The following is a 12,963-nucleotide window of genomic DNA, read 5'->3' as shown; positions in this document are numbered from 1 at the left end:
CGGCGCCGCCTCTCGAGAATCCGCCCGTCCCTACTCCACCTCCGCCCCTGCCCCTACTCCACGAAGTAGGAGTCGTGGCGGACGAAGAACTCCGCCCGCTCCTCGTCCGTCGCGTCCGCCATCGCCGCGAGGCCCTCGAAGTACTCCTCGCGCGGGGCGCCAGGGGCGAAGATCATCAGCATCTCGGCGGGTGCGTCCGAGTCGTTGCGGAAGGCGTGCAGCCCGCCCTGCGGCACGTACAGGAAGTCGCCCTTCCTCGCGTCGACCCAGCCCTCGCCGTCGAACAGCCGCACCGTGCCGTCGAGCACGAAGAACGACTCCGAGATCGTCTTGTGGAAGTGCGTCTTGGGCCCGCCCGCCCGGGCGCTCATCTCCACCCGGTAGAGCCCGAACTCCCCTTGCGTGGACGCCTTGGTGGCCAGGTAGTGAATCGCGTCCTTGCCCGCGACACCGAACTCGGGCGGGGTGTCCACGGTCCTGAAGACCGCACTGACCTCGCCCTCCTCGCGGTGGTAGACCTGCTCCGGATACTCCGGGTACGACATCGGATCCCCCTGGGTCGACGGCCCCGCCGGGTGCGGCAGTTCCTGTCCGTGATCAACCACCGTCCGGCGGGCGTATTCCGGAAAGGACGGTCCCCGGCCCCCGGGCTCGTCGGCCGCTTCGAGCATCGGAGGGGTGACTGTCAGTGGCATCCGGCATGCTGGAACAGCTCGGTCACGGAGGGGGTCAGGACATGGGTGGGGTCGACACGGCACGGGGTATGGGTTTCCAGACGGCGTGCGCCATTCTGCAGTTGATCCGTACCCCGGATCAGTATCCGGAGGCGGAGACCTTCCGCGTGGAGGGCGCCGACGAGGCCATCGACTTCGAGGTGCGCGACGGGCGGGATCGGCCGCTCCTGCTCGCCCAGGCGAAGACCCGCGTCGAGCCCCGCTCGTGGTCGGGGCCGGAGCTGGTGCGGCTCGCCCGCCGGTGGGGAAAGGCCGACCCCGACGGTACGGCGGTGCTGCGGTTCCTCTCGGACGGACCGGTGCACACCTCGGGGCAGGCCGTCCGCGACGCGGCGGAACGGGCCCGCGCCGTGACGGACCCGGAGCAGTGGCTGACCGCGTGCGAGGGCCTGGGGACCTCGATCGCGCTGACGGCCGAGGACCACGCGCTCATGCGCCGACTGGAGATCAACACCCGCACGGGCCCGTGGGAGCAGATCCTGAACGAAGCCCGGGTGGAGCTGTTGCGGCTCTCCCCGACCGCGATGGCGGCGACCGAGATCGACGGCACCGTCGACGCGTTGTTCGTGAAGATGTTCCAGTGGTCCGGAGAGCGCCGACTCGATCGGCGTACGGTACGGCTGGACGAGCTTCCGGGACTCCTGGGCGGCAGCCGCGCCGCGCCCGGAACCGGAGCGGGCGGCCCGCCGGGGCCGAGGCGCGCCCTGTTCCGCGACGTCCCCTCGGCAACGGGCCTGCGGGGCCGGGAGAAGGAACTGGACGCGCTGCGGGAGCGGTTCGACGGAGAACCCGACACGGGAACGGCCCGCGTGGTGGTGTCCGGCCTCGGCGGCATCGGCAAGTCGAGCATCGCCAGGCTGTACGCCCACCGGAACCGGGGAGCGTACGAGTTCGCCTGGTGGATCCCGTCCGACACACGGGAGAACGTGATCGCCGCGTACCGGCGGCTGGTCACCGAGGAACGCCAGGAGGCGGCCGAGCCGGCCACCGAGGCGGAGATCATCGCCCAGGTCGGCCGCCGGCTCGCCCCCCTGGGCACCCGCCTCCTGCTCGTCTACGACAACGTCGCGGACCGGGAACAGCTGCAAGGCCTCCTCCCGGCCTGTGAAGGCGCCCATGTGCTGGTCACCACCCGCGACTCGGCCTGGGCGGCGGCGGACGGCGGACTGGTCGTGGACCGGATGACGGAGGACGAGGCCACCGCCTGGGCGGTGGAGCGACTGCCGCGTGTCGCCGAGACCGAGGTGTCCGCCCTGGTCGACGCGGTGGAGCGGATCCCGCTCGGCATCGCCCAGGCCATCGGCTACATCGCGGCGACCCAGTGCCCGGTCGACGTCTATCTGACGGAACTCGCCGACTGCCGGGCCCGGTTGCTCGACAACCCCGGCTTCGTGCCGCTCGACTACGGGGAGGGCGTCACGCTGACGGCGGCGGTGACCCTCAGCGTGGGAAGGGTGATCGCCCAGGCGCTGGAGTCGCCCGACGCCTCGGAACAGCAGCTCGCCGCCGAGTTGCTCGCGCGCTGCGCCCTGCTCGCACCCGACTTCATCCCGCTCCATCTCGTCGCCCTCGACCTGCCGGCCGGCTCCGCCGTGTACGGAGCCGTGGCGGAGCTGCGCCGGTTCTCCCTGGTCGCCCCCCAGGACGGCATGCTGGCGATCCACCGCATCGTCCAGGAGGTCGTCCGGGCGCTGATGGACAGCGACGCCGCCACCAGGATGCGCGGGCGCTTCCAGTACGAGCTGGTGGAACAGCTGGTCGACTGCCAGAAGCGGAGCCGGTGGACCGAGGCGGCGACACTGATCGAGCACGCGGTGCACGTCGCACACCATCTGCGCGAGAGCGGTCACGCGGACGGCAACACCGTCGCGTTGCTCGCCAATGTCGCGGGAGCCATCTCGAACGTCCACGGTGATCTGGCGCGGAGCGAGGCCCTGCTGCGGGAGGCGTTGGCGGTCGTGGAGGACGCCGACGAGGAATCCATGGACGATCCCGTGTACCGGCGGGCGGCGACGACGACCTCGCTCGCCCACTGTCTGCAGAACCAGCTGAGGTTCGACGAGGCCGCGGAGGCGGCGCGGGCGGCCTGGACCCTGCTCGAAGGCGTGGACGCGCTCGACGCGGAGGGTGTGGAGCATCTGCTGCTCGCGCACGTCGCCGAGATGAGGGCGGCTGTGGCGACGGACCGCTTCGCCGACATCGCCCGCGCCGCCATGAGGGTCGAGGCGGTGCTGGGGCGTGAGGAGGTGGCTCCGTCGGTCGCCCTGAAGATACGTCTGGATCAGGCGCAGACATTCGTGTGGATCAAGAACTGGGACGACGCGGCCGCGGTGATCGAGCTGGCCAAGGGTCTCGTGGGCGCCGAGGAGGAGCCACACGCCGAACTGCTCTTCCTGGACGCCATCGTGAAGGCGTCCACGGGGCTGCTGGAGGAGGCGCTCGCCGTCACCGCGAGCATCCCCGAGCCCGCCGCGCAGGCGGCCGTGACGATCATGCGCCACCACGCGGATCAGATGGTGGACGCGGCCCACGGCCTCATGGTCGGCAGCCTCCACAGGCGGGAGAAGGGGCTGCCCACCGACGCCTGGATCCTGAACGCCGCGGAGTCGTTGCTCGACCGGGCCGAGACCCTGCTGAAGGCACACACCGAAGCGGGGCCGGACATCCTGGCCCACCTCCGGCAGCGGCAGGCGGTACTGGCCTGGACGAGGCATCGGCTGGGGCATCCGGACGGTGACCCCGACCTGTGCCGCGCCCTCATGCGCGAGAGCCTGGACATGTTCGAGGCGGCGGGCCAGTCCCACGCTCCGCTCGCGTCCACCGCTCGCGCGTTCCTCGCGAGGGACGGGCAGGACGACGAGGACGACCTCGGTGAACGGGCGGACGCGGACGGCCCTCCGCGCACCCCCGCGGCGTCGGCGTCGGCGAACGGCGGAGGTACGTACCCGATCTCGGCGTTCCCCTGGCAGACCACCGTCGCCTGGGCCCACGCGGCACCGGCGGACGCCCGCTCGCTGTACGCGCTGCTCGGGGCCACCGCCTACCACCTCGGCGAGCAGGAGGCGCCGTCACCCGCCTTCCTCGCCCTGGCGGTCACCGCGGCCCTGCGCTCCATGGGCCTGACGAGCCGCATGATCCCGACGACGCTGGAGGTGACCCGCGACGGTGCGCCCCTCGACCTGCCCGGCTGGCAGGTCCCGCCGACCGTCACACGGACCGGCGAGGTCCAGGGCCATGTGACCCTCTGGTGCGAGGAGGCCGGCCGCCTGGTGGACCCGGCCCTGCTGCTCGGCCAGAGCCGCTTCCCGCTGGACGCCGAGCAGCGGGACGTCTTCCGCACCCCGGCGGTGTTCCCGGCCCCCGACGTGGACGCCCTGCTCGCCTTCAGACCGGCCACCCACCGCGAAGGCCACCTGCTCGCGTACGACTTCCGTCCCGACTGGGAGGAGCAACTCATCGCCGTCCTCAGGCACCTGGACAAGACGGCGGTGGCGGCCTTCGCCCAACAGATCGTCTCCTCGGCGGAGGCCGCCACGAGAACCACCGCTCGGTAACCGCACGAGGAGCCGGACCTGTGCGAGTGTCCTGCTGACCGGCCGCGGACGGGCCGGGGGTGCCGGGGGTGCCGGGGGTGCCGGGGGTGCCGGGCAGCGAAATCGATGGCACACCAGCGGGACCTCCAAGGAGACTGCGCAGGTGAGTGACTCCTACCCCTGCCCGTGCCGCGGGCACCGCGTGCTGGGCGTGCCGCTCGACCCCGCCTGGCGCCCCATCGACCTGGCACGGGACTCCTTCCAGGACCGGGCGGCCGAGGACCGCGCCCCCTGGCCCGACGACCACTCGGTGCTCTGCCAGAGGCTGCCCACGTTCTGGCGCCGGGACCACCCATGACCCCTCACATCGAGAGACTCATCCAGCAGCTCGACGACTCGACCGGCCCGTCGTACGACGCCCGCGCAGAACTGATCTACATCGGCTCCGACGCCATCCCCGCCCTCATCGACGGACTGCCCTCCCTCGACCGCTTCGGCCAGCTGACCGCCATCGAGGTCTTCGAAGAGACGGCGGACCCACGCTGCGGCCCCGCTCTGATCGCCCTCCTGGGCAGCGACGACTCCACCGTCCGGGAATGGGCGGCGATGGCCCTGGCGAGCCTGAAGATCGACGGCGCGGTCGAGCCCGTACGCCGCGCCTATCGCGCCTGCCTGGAACGGGCGACGCCACCGGACTGGAGCGAGCCGGAAGGCATCCGCTGGGCCCTGACGGAACTCGGCGCCCGCACCCCCGTCGTCCCAGCGCTCACCGCTCGCCTACAAGCCACTGCGGCGGACGACGCCCCCGGCTGGGCCTCGACCCACTTCACCGAGATCATCAACGATCTGGCCGACCACGCCCAGGTGATCCTCTACTCCCAGTTCTGGCGGGTGGACGCCGGCCGCACGTACGGCATCTCCGACACCGGCCTGGACCGGGAACTCGACTGGACCGCGCCCTGGGAGCACCTGGTCGAAGAGTCCCGCACCTGGTCCCTCCTGGAAGCCTCCGAAGCCCCCACCGCCGCCAACATCTTCGTCGCCCCCACCTGGATCGACCGTAGCGACCTGTACCCGGAAAGGTGACCGATGCCGTCCCAGCACCCCAAGGAGACCGGCTACGGCCATGCGATCGAGAGCTATGTGACGAGGAGGTGCCCGAGCCCCTCCGCCACCTGCTCGTTCGGCCTGTGGGCACGAGACCTGGTTGCCGCTGACCCCACGTCAGGACATCCAGCACTCATCCAGCGGGGTGACGGCGAAGGGGCCGGACTCGACCGAGCCCAACCCCTTCTGACCTGTGTGTTTGCCACGTCAGCGACGTGGCGTCATTCATCCGCTCAGACGTTGAAGCGGAACTCCACCACATCGCCGTCCTGCATGACGTACTCCTTGCCCTCCATGCGGGCCTTGCCGGCCGCGCGGGCGTCGGCCACCGAGCCGGTTTCCACCAGGTCGGCGAAGGAGATGACCTCGGCCTTGATGAAGCCCTTCTGGAAGTCGGTGTGGATGACACCGGCCGCCTCGGGGGCCGTCGCGCCCTGCTTGATCGTCCAGGCGCGGGATTCCTTGGGGCCGGCCGTCAGGTAGGTCTGGAGGCCCAGGGTCGCGAAGCCCACGCGGGCGAGGGTCGCCAGGCCCGGCTCCTCGGCGCCGACGGACTGGAGGAGCTCCATGGCGTCCTCCTCGTCCAGCTCCGCCAGGTCCTGCTCCAGCTTCGCGTTCAGGAAGATCGCCTCGGCCGGGGCGACCAGCGCGCTCTGCTCGGCCTTGAACGCATCGTCCGTCAGCTCGTCCTCATCCACGTTGAAGACGTAGAGGAACGGCTTGGTGGTGAGGAGGTGCAGGTCGTGGAGGAGCTCCGCCTTCTCCGAGCCCTGCACGATGCCCTGCGAGAAGAGGGTGTCGCCCTTCTCCAGGATCGCCTGCGCGGCCTCGACCGCGGCGACCTTGGGCGCCGTGTCCTTCTTGATCCGCATCTCCTTCTGGAGGCGCGGCAGGACCTTCTCGATCGTCTGGAGGTCCGCGAGGATCAGCTCCGTGTTGATCGTCTCGATGTCGTCCTTCGGCGAGACCTTGCCGTCGACGTGCACGACGTTCTCGTCCTTGAAGGCGCGGATGACCTGGCAGATCGCATCCGACTCGCGGATGTTCGCCAGGAACTTGTTGCCGAGGCCCTCGCCCTCGCTCGCGCCACGCACGATGCCCGCGATGTCGACGAAGTCGACCGTCGCCGGGAGGATCCGCTGCGAGGAGAAGATCTCCGCGAGCTTGGTCAGGCGGGCGTCGGGGACACCGACGACTCCGACGTTGGGCTCGATCGTGGCGAACGGGTAGTTGGCCGCCAGCACGTCGTTCTTGGTCAGGGCGTTGAACAGGGTCGACTTGCCGACATTCGGCAGACCGACGATTCCGATCGTGAGCGACACGGTGGCGACTTCCTGAAGTGTGGACGGGGGGCCGATCCCCCAGTTTACGGGCGGGCCGAACCGGCCAGTGACGCCGACCTTCGGTCGTTCTCGGGGGCAAGGTCACCCAAAGGGCGTGTCCCGGACCCTGTTGCCGCCCCTTTCCGACCTACGTTGGTGGAGTGGAGCAGCACAGGACAAGTCAGCCGCAAGGCCGCCGACGGCCGCAAACCCCCGTCACGCCGCCCGTCACCCCGCCCCCCGCGCTCGTGGAGGGCGCGGCCGTGTACCGGGTGACCGGCCGGACCCGGCGGGGCCCCGCCGGCCCCCGCGTCCAGCGGGCCGGGGCGCCCGGAGCGGCGGCCGGGAAGCCGACGGGACGGCCCGTGCCGCCGGTCGTCCTCGCGCTGCGGCGCCTCCCCCAGCCCCGCCTCACCGGGCTCGGCGCCGGGCTCTTCGCCTCCGCCGTCATGCTGACGCTCGGCTTCCTCGACCGGCTGCTCCTCGACGGCTCCCCCGTCGTCTACGGACTGCTGTTCCTGCCGGTCAGCGCCCTGACCGCGCTCTGGGTCCGGGCCGCGGACCTCGTCACCGCCCCCATCGGCGTGCCCATCGCCTTCGCCGTCGGCGTCGTCCCCATCGCGGGCGGCTCGGGGGGCTTCGGCGGCCAGGCGATGGCCGTCGTGACCGCCCTCGCCGTGCACGCCGGCTGGCTGTACGGGGGGACCCTCGTGGCCGGGCTCATCGCGAGCGTACGGAAGGTGCGGGAGATGGGGCGGCGCCAGCACCTCGTGCGTACCGCCGCCGCGGCGGCGCAGGGCCCGGCCGGGGTCTCGGCCGGCCCCTCCGCCGCGGCCGGTGAGGCGCCCGGGGCCGGTGGAAGGGGACCCGCGTCGGGCCGGACTCCTCGGCGCCGCCCCGTCGCCTAGTCGGCCGGCCCCGGCACCGTAGAGCCTCTGACGCCGCCCCCGGCGCCCACTCGGCCGGCACCCACACCACCGCGTCGCCCAGTCCGGGCCGCCCCGGCGCCGTAGAGCCCCCTACGCCGCCCCCGCCGCCATCCCCGCGCCCACGATCCCCGCGTTGTTCTGGAGTTCCGCCGGGACGATCTCCGCCCTGATGCCCTCGATCAGCGGCAGGAACCTGTCCGCCTTACGGCTCACCCCGCCGCCGATGATGAACAGTTCCGGCGAGAACAGCATCTCCACGTGCGCGAGGTACTTCCGCACGCGGCGCGCCCAGTGTTCCCAGCTGAGGTCCTCGTCCTCCTTGGCCTTCGTCGACGCCCTGGTCTCCGCGTCGTGGCCCTTGAGCTCCAGGTGGCCCAGCTCCGTGTTCGGGACGAGGCGGCCGTCGACGAAGAGGGCCGAGCCGATGCCCGTGCCGAAGGTCAGCATGATCACGGTGCCCTTGCGGCCGCGGCCCGCGCCGAAGGTCATCTCGGCGACTCCGGCCGCGTCGGCGTCGTTCAGGACGGTCACCGGGAGGCCGCCCATGCGGTCGCTCAGCAGGGTGCCCGCGTCCACGCCGATCCATGACTTGTCGACGTTCGCCGCCGTACGGACGGTCGAGCCGGTCACCACTCCCGGGAAGGTCACCCCCACCGGTCCCGTCCAGCCGAAGTGCTCCACGACCTCCGCGACGCATCCCGCCACACCGTCGGGTGTGGCGGGATGCGGGGTCAGTACCTTGTGGCGCTCCTCGGTGAGCGCCCCGCGCTCCAGGTCCACGGGGGCGCCCTTGATGCCCGATCCGCCGATGTCCACTCCGAAGACGTTCATGGAATCCACGGTACGGGCTGGGGTGCCGGGTTACTCCTTGGCGGAGGCGGCGGGCTCGCCCGCGCCGAGCTTCTCGGCGACGGCCCGCAGGTCCTTGTTGCGGAGCTCCTTGGGCAGCGAGAAGGTGAGGGACTCGTCGGCCGTCTTGACGATCTCCACGTCCGCGTAGCCGCGCTCGGAGAGCCACTCCAGGACCTCCTGCACGAGGATGTCCGGGACGGAGGCGCCGGAGGAGAGGCCGACGCTGGTGACGCCCTCCAGCCAGGCCTCGTCGATCTCGCTCGCGAAGTCGACCAGGTACGCGGCGGGGACGCCGGCCTGCTTGGCGACCTCGACCATGCGGATCGAGTTCGAGGAGTTCTTCGAGCCGACGACGATGACGAGCTCGGCCTGGCCGGCCAGCTCCTTGATCGCGATCTGGCGGTTCTGCGTGGCGTAGCAGATGTCGTCGGACGGCGGGGAGATCAGCTGCGGGAACTTCTCCTTCAGCGCGTCGACCGTCTCCATCGTCTCGTCGACCGAGAGCGTGGTCTGGGAGAGCCAGACGACCCGGGACGGGTCGCGGACCTCGATCTTGGCGACGTCGCCGGGGCCGTCGACCAGCTGGATGTGGTCGGGGGCCTCGCCGGAGGTGCCGATGACCTCCTCGTGGCCCTCGTGGCCGATGAGGAGGATGTCGAAGTCCTCGTTGGCGAAGCGGACGGCTTCCTTGTGGACCTTGGTGACCAGCGGGCAGGTGGCGTCGATGGTCGCGAGGCGGCCCTGGCGGGCCTCCTCGTGGACGGTCGGGGCGACGCCGTGCGCGGAGAACATCACGATGTTGCCCGGCGGCACCTCGGTCGCCTGGTCGACGAAGATGGCGCCCTTCCGCTCCAGGGTCTGGACGACGTACTTGTTGTGGACGATCTCGTGCCGGACGTAGATCGGGGCCCCGTACTGCTCCAGGGCCTTCTCCACCGCGATCACGGCACGGTCCACGCCCGCGCAGTAGCCGCGGGGAGCGGCGAGCAGGACACGCTTCGGGCGGTTCGTCGCGGAGGCGGAATCGGGCGTCGACGCGGGCGTTGCAGTCATGCGTCCCATCGTAAGGCCGCGTCGGTGAGCGGTTTGATCGGTGCCGTGGCCGAAACTGTGGCCATGGCCGAGGAATCGCAGGTGGCGGCGCGCGGGGAAGACGCGGAACACACGGGACTTCGTCGGAACCTCGGGTTCCGGGACCTGGTCGTCTACGGGCTGCTCTTCATCGCCCCCATGGCGCCCGTCGGCGTCTTCGGCACGCTCGACGCGAAGTCCGGCGGCTCGGTCGCACTCGTGTACGTCGTGGCCACCGTCGCCATGGCGTTCACCGCCTTCAGCTACGCGCAGATGGTTCGGGTCGCGCCCCAGGCCGGCTCCGTCTTCACGTACGCGCGCAAGGGCCTCGGCGAAGGGCCGGGGTTCATCGCCGGCTGGATGGCGATGCTCGACTACCTGCTGATCCCGGCGGTCGCCTACCTCTTCGCCGGGATCGCCATGGAGGCGCTGGTCCCGGAGGTCGACCGGTGGGTGTGGACCGGGATCGCCGTCGTCCTGACGACCCTGCTCAACCTGTGGGGCGTACGGGCGGCGGCCCGGGTCGGCTTCGCGGTGCTCGCGATGGAGATCGTCGTGCTGCTCGTCTTCGTCGTCTCCGCGATCGTGGTGCTCGCGCAGGACGGGGCCCGGCGCGACTGGTGGTCGCCGCTCACCGGTGACGGGGCGTTCTCCCTGGCCGCCGTCATCGGCGCGGTGTCCGTGGCCGTCCTGTCCTACCTGGGCTTCGACGCCATCGCCTCCTTCGCGGAGGAGGTCACGGGCGGCTCGGCGAAGGTGGCGCGGGCGCTGCTGTTCTGCCTGGCCCTCGCGGGTGTGCTGTTCATCGCGCAGACCTGGCTGGTGGCGCTGCTCGAACCGGTCTCCTCGGCCGAGCTCGCGGCCGACCCGGGGAAGCAGGGGTCGGCCTTCTACGACGCCGTCGAGAGCGCGGTCGGCGGCTGGCTGCACGACCTCGTGGCCGTCTCGAAGGCGATCGGCGCGGCCTTCGCGGCGCTCGCGGGGCAGGCGGCCGGTGGCCGCCTCCTCTTCGCGATGGGCCGCGACCGGCGCCTGCCGCACGTGCTCGCCCGGACGGACGGGGGCGTGCCGCGGGTGGCGCTCCTGGTGTCGGCGACGGTGACGATGATCGCGGCGGTGTGGGCGGCCCGGCGGGACGACGGCCTCGACCACCTGGTGTCGGTCGTGGACGTGGGCGCCCTGACGGCCTTCGTGCTGCTGCACGCGAGCGTGGTGGGCTGGTTCGCGGTGCGGAGGGCGGAGGGGCCGCCGCACTGGCTGAAGCACGTCGTGCTGCCCGTGGTCGGCGCCGCGATCCTGATCGCGGTCATCGTGGAGGCCTCGGTGGCGGCGCAGGTGGTGGGCGTGGTGTGGCTGGGCGTGGGCCTGATCGTCCTGGCGGTGCAGGGCGCGACGAGGACACCGGCGGGCCGCTGAGCCGCGCGAGACCTCGCGGGGCGAGGGCAGGGCGGGACGGGGCGCTGGGGGGGCACCGCGGGGGCGCTGCGGGGCGGGCGTTCGCGGTCAGTCGGCGCTTGGCCGGGCGTACGCGGCCAGCCGGCGCCGGGCTGCGGTGGTCGCGGAGCCGGTGTGGCCCGTGTGGCCCGTGTACCCGCGTCCGGACCCGGGTGGGGTGTGCGCGGGCGTGCGCGTGCCCTGACGTTGTCGTACCGCGCGGTTACGCTCGGTCCATGGCTCTGACTACGTCCGCCGAAGCACCGCTTCCCGTCGGTGAGGTCTCCCGTCTGATCGGGGGGTGGATCGACCGGCTCGGGGCGATCTGGGTCGAGGGGCAGATCACCCAGCTGTCCCGGCGCCCCGGCGCCGGGGTGGTCTTCCTGACGCTCCGGGATCCCTCGTACGACATCTCCATCGGCGTCACCTGCTACCGCCAGGTCTTCGACGCCGTCGCGGACGTCGTGTCGGAGGGCGCCCGGGTCGTCGTGCGCGCCAAGCCCGAGTGGTACGCGCCGCGCGGCCAGCTGTCGCTGCGGGCGGTGGAGATCAAGCCCGTCGGGATCGGCGAGCTGCTCGCCCGGCTCGAGCAGCTGAAGCGGAGCCTGGCCTCCGAGGGGCTGTTCGCGCTCGACCGGAAGAAGCCGCTGCCGTTCCTGCCGCACCGCATCGGCCTCGTCTGCGGCCGCGCCTCCGCGGCGGAGCGGGACGTCCTGGAGAACGCGCGCCGCCGCTGGCCCGCCGTCGCCTTCGAGGTGCGGAACGTGGCGGTGCAGGGCGTGAAGGCCGTGCCCCAGGTCGTCCAGGCCGTCAAGGAGCTCGACGCCCACGAGGACGTCGACGTGATCATCGTCGCCCGGGGCGGCGGCAGCGTCGAGGACCTGCTGCCGTTCTCGGACGAGCAGCTCGTCCGGGCCGTCGCCGACTGCCGTACGCCGGTGGTCTCGGCGATCGGCCACGAACCCGACTCGCCCCTCCTCGACCTCGTGGCCGACCTGCGCGCCTCGACGCCGACGGACGCGGCCAAGAAGGTCGTCCCGGACGTCGGCGAGGAGCTGGACCGGGTGCGCGGGCTGCGGGACCGGGCCCTGCGGACCGTGCGCGGGCTGCTCGACCGGGAGGAGCGCGGTCTCGCGCACGCGCTCGGCCGGCCCGTCATGGAGCATCCGCAGCGCATGGTCGAGGTCCGCGAGGACGAGCTCGTCGCGCTGCTCGCGCGCAGCCGCCGGGTCCTCGGGCACCTCCTGGACCGGGCGGACTCCGAGCTGTCGCACACGCGGGCGCGGGTCCGGGCGCTGTCGCCCGCCGCGACGATGGAGCGGGGGTACGCGGTGCTCCAGCGGGCCGACGGCTCGGTGGTCCGCTCCCCCGGGGAGGTCGCGGCGGACGAGGAGCTGCGGGCCCGGGTCGCTGAGGGCGAGTTCGCGGTACGGCGCGTGGCCGACCCGGCCTGAGCAGCACCGCGTAGGACCACGCAGGACACGCAGGACCACGCAGGACGCAAGAGAAACCGGTTACGGAGGGTGGAGCGGCACATGGCAGCGGGAACGGGTACGGCGGGATCGGGTACGGACGAGTCGGCGCTCGGGTACGAGCAGGCGCGGGACGAGCTGATCGAGGTCGTACGGCGGCTCGAAGCGGGCGGGACGTCCCTGGAGGAGTCCCTCGCGCTCTGGGAGCGCGGTGAGGAGCTGGCGAAGGTCTGCCGGCGCCGCCTCGAAGGGGCGCGGGCCCGGCTGGACGCCTCGCTCGCCGCCGAACGCGCGGCGGAGGAGGCCGAGGGCGCCTCGGGCGGCGACGGGGACGAGTAGCCGCCGTCGGCACGAACCGCCCGCACCGGCCGGTTCGCACCTGCGGACCCCGCCGCCACCCCCGCACCGGCCGACCTCACGCCGCCGACCTGCGGCGACTCATCGACACGGCGTACACTGCGAGTGAAGCGGATCACTATCCGGATGGATTAGTTGAACTTTCACCAATC

At 72.0% G+C, this 12,963-nt stretch carries 11 protein-coding genes; 7 read left to right on the top strand and 4 right to left on the bottom strand.

Features of this window, described 5'->3' with window-relative positions:
- Window positions 1-53: 53 nt before the first annotated feature.
- Window positions 54-545, bottom strand: a complete 492-nt coding sequence (locus tag ACIP8Z_RS24165; RefSeq protein WP_402086696.1) for a cupin domain-containing protein — start codon at window positions 543-545, stop codon at window positions 54-56.
- A gap of 218 nt (window positions 546-763) precedes the next feature.
- Here ACIP8Z_RS24165 and ACIP8Z_RS24160 point away from each other — a divergent pair, with 218 nt between their 5' ends.
- The 3 genes from ACIP8Z_RS24160 to ACIP8Z_RS24150 all read left to right on the top strand — a co-directional run bounded on the left by ACIP8Z_RS24160 (window position 764) and on the right by ACIP8Z_RS24150 (window position 5,353).
- The gene (locus ACIP8Z_RS24160) at window positions 764-4,288 is read left to right on the top strand and encodes an AAA family ATPase (protein WP_402086693.1); all 3,525 of its coding nucleotides are present in this window, start codon (window positions 764-766) and stop codon (window positions 4,286-4,288) included.
- Between the two features lie 142 nt (window positions 4,289-4,430).
- Entirely contained in the window at window positions 4,431-4,625 is a 195-nt protein-coding gene (locus ACIP8Z_RS24155) for a hypothetical protein (RefSeq protein WP_402086691.1), read from the top strand.
- Window positions 4,622-5,353: a HEAT repeat domain-containing protein gene (locus tag ACIP8Z_RS24150; RefSeq protein ID WP_402086689.1), complete on the top strand. Its 732-nt coding sequence runs from the start codon at window positions 4,622-4,624 to the stop codon at window positions 5,351-5,353. Before ACIP8Z_RS24155 ends, ACIP8Z_RS24150 begins: the two co-directional genes overlap by 4 nt.
- A gap of 254 nt (window positions 5,354-5,607) precedes the next feature.
- Here the strand turns inward: ACIP8Z_RS24150 and ychF are convergent, their stop codons facing one another.
- A complete protein-coding gene (ychF, locus tag ACIP8Z_RS24145) occupies window positions 5,608-6,696 on the bottom strand; it encodes a redox-regulated ATPase YchF (protein ID WP_030320605.1) in 1,089 nt (362 codons plus the stop codon).
- Between the two features lie 365 nt (window positions 6,697-7,061).
- Between ychF and ACIP8Z_RS24140 the strand changes: the two genes are divergently transcribed.
- The gene (locus tag ACIP8Z_RS24140) at window positions 7,062-7,604 is read left to right on the top strand and encodes a DUF6542 domain-containing protein (protein WP_402087488.1); all 543 of its coding nucleotides are present in this window, start codon (window positions 7,062-7,064) and stop codon (window positions 7,602-7,604) included.
- A 111-nt stretch (window positions 7,605-7,715) separates the two neighbouring features.
- On the opposite strand, the gene ppgK is transcribed toward ACIP8Z_RS24140, so the two are convergent.
- Both ppgK and ACIP8Z_RS24130 read right to left on the bottom strand, forming a co-directional pair.
- Window positions 7,716-8,456 carry a polyphosphate--glucose phosphotransferase gene (gene ppgK / locus ACIP8Z_RS24135; protein WP_402086686.1) on the bottom strand — a complete coding sequence of 247 codons (741 nt, stop codon included), beginning with the start codon at window positions 8,454-8,456 and terminating at the stop codon, window positions 7,716-7,718.
- A 30-nt stretch (window positions 8,457-8,486) separates the two neighbouring features.
- Window positions 8,487-9,539, bottom strand: coding sequence for a 4-hydroxy-3-methylbut-2-enyl diphosphate reductase (locus ACIP8Z_RS24130; protein ID WP_402086684.1), 1,053 nt, complete (start codon window positions 9,537-9,539; stop codon window positions 8,487-8,489).
- A 54-nt stretch (window positions 9,540-9,593) separates the two neighbouring features.
- Between ACIP8Z_RS24130 and ACIP8Z_RS24125 the strand changes: the two genes are divergently transcribed.
- The 3 genes from ACIP8Z_RS24125 (at window position 9,594) to ACIP8Z_RS24115 (ending at window position 12,793) form a co-directional block, all read left to right on the top strand.
- Window positions 9,594-10,964 carry an APC family permease gene (locus ACIP8Z_RS24125; protein WP_402087486.1) on the top strand — a complete coding sequence of 457 codons (1,371 nt, stop codon included), beginning with the start codon at window positions 9,594-9,596 and terminating at the stop codon, window positions 10,962-10,964.
- Between the two features lie 254 nt (window positions 10,965-11,218).
- Window positions 11,219-12,436, top strand: a complete 1,218-nt coding sequence (gene xseA / locus ACIP8Z_RS24120) for an exodeoxyribonuclease VII large subunit (protein WP_402086682.1) — start codon at window positions 11,219-11,221, stop codon at window positions 12,434-12,436.
- A gap of 81 nt (window positions 12,437-12,517) precedes the next feature.
- Window positions 12,518-12,793, top strand: a complete 276-nt coding sequence (locus ACIP8Z_RS24115; RefSeq protein ID WP_402086680.1) for an exodeoxyribonuclease VII small subunit — start codon at window positions 12,518-12,520, stop codon at window positions 12,791-12,793.
- Window positions 12,794-12,963: the final 170 nt, after the last annotated feature.

Origin of the sequence: Streptomyces sp. NPDC088553 (assembly GCF_044752965.1) — a bacterium.
Lineage (GTDB): Bacteria > Actinomycetota > Actinomycetes > Streptomycetales > Streptomycetaceae > Streptomyces.
Note: the sequence above shows the minus strand (reverse complement) of the source record. Positions and strands in the feature narration are given on the sequence as shown.